Origin of the sequence: Mizugakiibacter sediminis (genome assembly GCF_000953855.2) — a bacterium.
Taxonomy (GTDB): Bacteria; Pseudomonadota; Gammaproteobacteria; order Xanthomonadales; family Rhodanobacteraceae; genus Mizugakiibacter; species Mizugakiibacter sediminis.
In genome coordinates this window covers 1-4,054 of sequence record NZ_DF970205.1, presented here as the reverse complement: position 1 = coordinate 4,054, position 4,054 = coordinate 1, and the positions used below count along the sequence as shown (strand labels likewise).

The window sequence follows — 4,054 nt, the reverse complement described above, 5'->3', positions numbered from 1 at the left end:
GCGCGCATGCCGACGGACAGGGTCATGCAGGGGCCGACGGCGACGCCGTCGTGCGGCACGCCGGGCGGCAGGTACAGCATGTCGCCCGGCTCGAGCAGCCAGGCGTGGGTGGGCGCGAACGTGCGCAGCTGCTTCAGCTCGACGTCGTCGCGGAAATCCTTCGGCGCGCGCGGATCGGCGCTGATCGACCAGCGCCGGCGGCCGAGCCCCTGCAGCAGGAACACGTCGTACTGGTCGACGTGCGCGCCGACGCCGCCGCCGTCGGCGGCGTAGCTGACCATCACGTCGTCGACGCGCCATGTCGGCAGGAAGCGGAAGTGCCGCAGCAGCGCGGCGACGTCCGCGTCCCACTTGTCCACGTCCTGCACCAGCAGCGTCCAGTCGCTGCGCGGCAGCGCGGCGAACGCGGCCTCGTCGAACGGGCCGTTGCGCAGCGTCCAGCGGTCGCGGCGGCGGTCGCGCAGCACCAGCCGCGACAGCGCCAGTTCCTCGCAGGCCAGGCCGGCGAGGTCGTCGGGCGTGAGCGGCGGGGCGAAATCCGGAAACGCGCCGCGGATCAGCAGCGGACGCTTCTGCCAGTACTCGCGCAGGAAGCGCGCGGGCGGCATGCCCAGCGGCTGCCCGTGCCGCGCGGCGACTTCGATCGGCGCCGTGCGCATCTCAGATGTCGCGCGCCAGGTCCGCGGCCAGGCCGGTGTAGCCCGCCGGCGTCAGCGCCAGCAGCCGCGCCTTGGCGTCGGCCGGCAGCTCCAGGCCTTCGACGAAGCCGCGCATCGTCTCGCGGGTGATGCCCTGGCCGCGGGTCAGCGCCTTCAGCTGTTCGTACGGATTCGGCAGGCCGTGGCGGCGCATCACCGTCTGCACCGCCTCGGCCAGCACTTCCCAACTGGCGTCGAGATCCGCGGCGAGCCGCTCGGGCGCGACCTGCAGCTTGCCGAGGCCCTTCTGCAGCGAATCCAGCGCGACCAGCGAGTGGCCGAACGCGGTGCCGAGCGCGCGCAGCACGGTGGAATCGGTGAGGTCGCGCTGCCAGCGGCTGATCGGCAGCTTCTCGGCGAAGTGGCCGAGCAGGGCGTTGGCGAGGCCGAGGTTGCCCTCGGCGTTCTCGAAGTCGATCGGGTTGACCTTGTGCGGCATCGTCGAGGAGCCGACCTCGCCCGCCTTCAGCGCCTGGCGGAAATAGCCCAGCGAGATGTAGCCCCAGACGTCGCGCGCGAGGTCGATCAGCACGGTGTTGATGCGGCGCGTGGCGTCGCAGAACTCGGCGACGCAGTCGTGCGGCTCGATCTGCGTGGTGTAGGGATTCCAGGTCAGGCCGAGGCCCTCGACGAAGCCGCGCGACAGCTCGCGCCAGTCCACGTCCGGATAGGCGATCGCGTGCGCGTTGTAGTTGCCGACCGCGCCGTTGATCTTGCCGAGGATCTCCACCGCGGCGAGCTGGCGGCGCTGGCGCTCGAGGCGCGCGACGACGTTGGCCAGCTCCTTGCCAAGCGTGGTCGGCGAGGCGGTCTGGCCGTGCGTGCGCGACAGCATCGGCAGGTCGGCATGCGCGTGCGCCAGTTCGCGCAGCCTGCCGACCACCGCATCCAGCGCCGGCAGCAGCACGCGCTCGCGCGCGTCGTGCAGCATCAGGGCGTAGGCGAGGTTGTTGATGTCCTCGCTGGTGCAGGCGAAGTGCACGAATTCCCTGGCCTTGGCCAGCGCGGGGTCGGCGCCGATACGCTCCTTGATGAAGTACTCGACCGCCTTGACGTCGTGGTTGGTCTCGCCCTCGATCGTCTTGATGCGCGCGGCGTCATCGACGGAAAAGCCGTCGGCGATCGCCTGCAGCGCGGCGCGCGCGGGCGCGGCGAACGCCGGCAGTTCGGCGATCGCCGGGTGCTCGGCCAGCGCCAGCAGCCACTGGATCTCGACGTGCACGCGCCGGTGCATCAGCCCGTACTCGCTGAAGATCGGACGCAGCGGCTCGGCCTTGCCGGCGTAGCGGCCGTCGAGGGGGGACAGGGCGGTCAGGGCGGCTTGCGACATCGGAGGGGCCTTGGACGGAGGGCGAACGGCGCATTTTACATCCTGCCGCTATAATGCCGGGCTGCACTGTTTCGCGCGCAGCCGCAGGAGCCGCCATGAGCCGGGAACGCATCGAACGCGACAGCATGGGCGAGCTGCGGGTGCCCGCCGACGCGCTGTACGGCGCGCAGACCCAGCGCGCCGTCGACAACTTCCCGATTTCCGGCCTGCGCATGCCGCGCGCCTTCATCCGCGCGCTCGGCCTGATCAAGGCCGCCGCCGCCGAGGTCAACGCCGGCTTCGGCTATCTGAAGAAGACGCACGCGCTGGCCATCCGCCGCGCCGCGCTGCGCGTCGCCGCCGGCGAGTTCGACGCGCATTTCCCCATCGACGTCTTCCAGACCGGCTCCGGCACCAGCACCAACATGAACGCCAACGAGGTGATCGCCCACCTCGCCGCGCGCGCCGGCACGAAGGTGCATCCCAACGACCACGTCAACATGGGGCAGAGCTCCAACGACGTGATCCCGACGGCGATCCACGTCAGCGCGACGCTCACCGCCTGCGAGCGGCTGCTGCCGGCGCTGAAGCACCTGCAGCTGGCGATCGAGAAACGGGCGCGCGAACTCGGCCGCGTGGCGAAGACCGGCCGCACGCACCTGATGGACGCGATGCCGGTGACCTTCGGGCAGGAGCTGTCCGGCTGGGCCGCGCAGATCCGCTCCTGCCGCGCGCGCATCGAGGACGCGCTCGTGCGCATGCGCCGCCTGCCGCAGGGCGGCACCGCGGTCGGCACCGGCATCAACGCCGATCCGCGCTTCGGGCCGGCGGTGGCGCGCGCGCTGTCCAGGGCCACCGGCGTGCGCTTCGTCTCCGCCGACAACTATTTCGAGGGCATGGCCGCGCAGGATGCGGCGGTGGAGCTCTCCGGCCAGCTGAAGACGCTGGCCTGCGCGCTGATGAAGATCGCCAACGATCTGCGCTGGATGAACTCCGGTCCGCTGGCCGGCCTCGGCGAGATCGAGCTGCCGGCGTTGCAGCCCGGCTCGTCGATCATGCCCGGCAAGGTCAATCCGGTGATCCCGGAAGCGGTGACGATGGTGTGCGCGCAGGTGATCGGCAACGACGCCACGGTGACGGTCGCCGGGCAGAGCGGCAACTTCCAGTTGAACGTGATGCTGCCGGTGATCGCCTACAACCTGCTGCAGTCGATCGAGATCCTCGCCAACGCCTCGCGCGTGCTGGCCGACCGCGCCATCGCCGGCTTCCGCGTCAACCGCGAGCGCGTCGACGCGGCGCTGGCGCTGAATCCGATCCTGGTCACCGCGCTGAATCCGGTGATCGGCTACGAGAAGGGCGCGGCCACCGCCAAGCGCGCCTACAAGGAGAAGCGGCCGATCCTCGACGTCGCGCTGGAGACCACCGGCCTGTCGCGCAAGGAGCTGCAGAAGCTGCTGGATCCTGCCGCCCTGACCCGGGGCGGCATCCACGGCGGCGGCTCGGGAGGCGGCTGATCACGATATTCCCCGGCGGCGCCGCGGTCGCGGCGCGCGATGTGGCGAACAGCACATGCCGCCGCCGCGCGCCGCGACACAATGCGCCGAGCTCGCGCATCTCCCCCTCATGATCCTGGAGTCGAAGTGATGCTGAAACGTGCACTGTGGGCGGCGCTGTTCGTCGCCGTCGGCGCCTATGCGCAGGAAGTGGCCGTGCAGGGACCGGATCTGCTGGCCGGCAAGGCCGACGCCAAGCTGGCCGCGCTCGGACGCGAGGCGGCGGCGTCCGGCAAGATCGTCGTGGTCAATGCGCCGAAATACTGGCAGAAGCAGATCGCCGCGAAGATCCACGCCGGCGGCAACGTCGAGGTCCGCTTCAACGACAGCTTCTTCGAGAACGTCCTGGTGCGGATCGAGGACAAGCCGGCCGCGCGGCCGGAGCCGCGCGCCGTGGCCGAGGCGAAGCCGCAGCCGCGCCCCGAGCCGAAGCCCGCGGCGAGGCCGGCGCCGGTGACGCAGGACCCGGGCCCGATCGCCGCCCCGGCGCCCGC

General features: G+C 71.3%; 3 protein-coding genes and 1 pseudogene. 2 read left to right on the top strand and 2 right to left on the bottom strand.

Annotated features, from left to right (window positions below):
• Together MBSD_RS09070 and purB are read right to left on the bottom strand one after the other, a co-directional pair.
• Positions 1–659: cupin domain-containing protein (locus MBSD_RS09070; protein WP_187300613.1), on the bottom strand; the 659-nt coding region annotated here is incomplete at its 3' end.
• Between the two features lies 1 nt (position 660).
• Positions 661–2,028 carry an adenylosuccinate lyase gene (gene purB / locus MBSD_RS09065; protein WP_062537027.1) on the bottom strand — a complete coding sequence of 456 codons (1,368 nt, stop codon included), beginning with the start codon at positions 2,026–2,028 and terminating at the stop codon, positions 661–663.
• 95 nt (positions 2,029–2,123) lie between these two features.
• On the opposite strand from purB, the gene MBSD_RS09060 reads away from it, so the two are divergent.
• Positions 2,124–3,521, top strand: a complete 1,398-nt coding sequence (locus MBSD_RS09060; protein WP_062537026.1) for a class II fumarate hydratase — start codon at positions 2,124–2,126, stop codon at positions 3,519–3,521.
• A gap of 129 nt (positions 3,522–3,650) precedes the next feature.
• Positions 3,651–4,054: pseudogene (locus tag MBSD_RS09055) on the top strand (hypothetical protein); the annotation flags it as partial.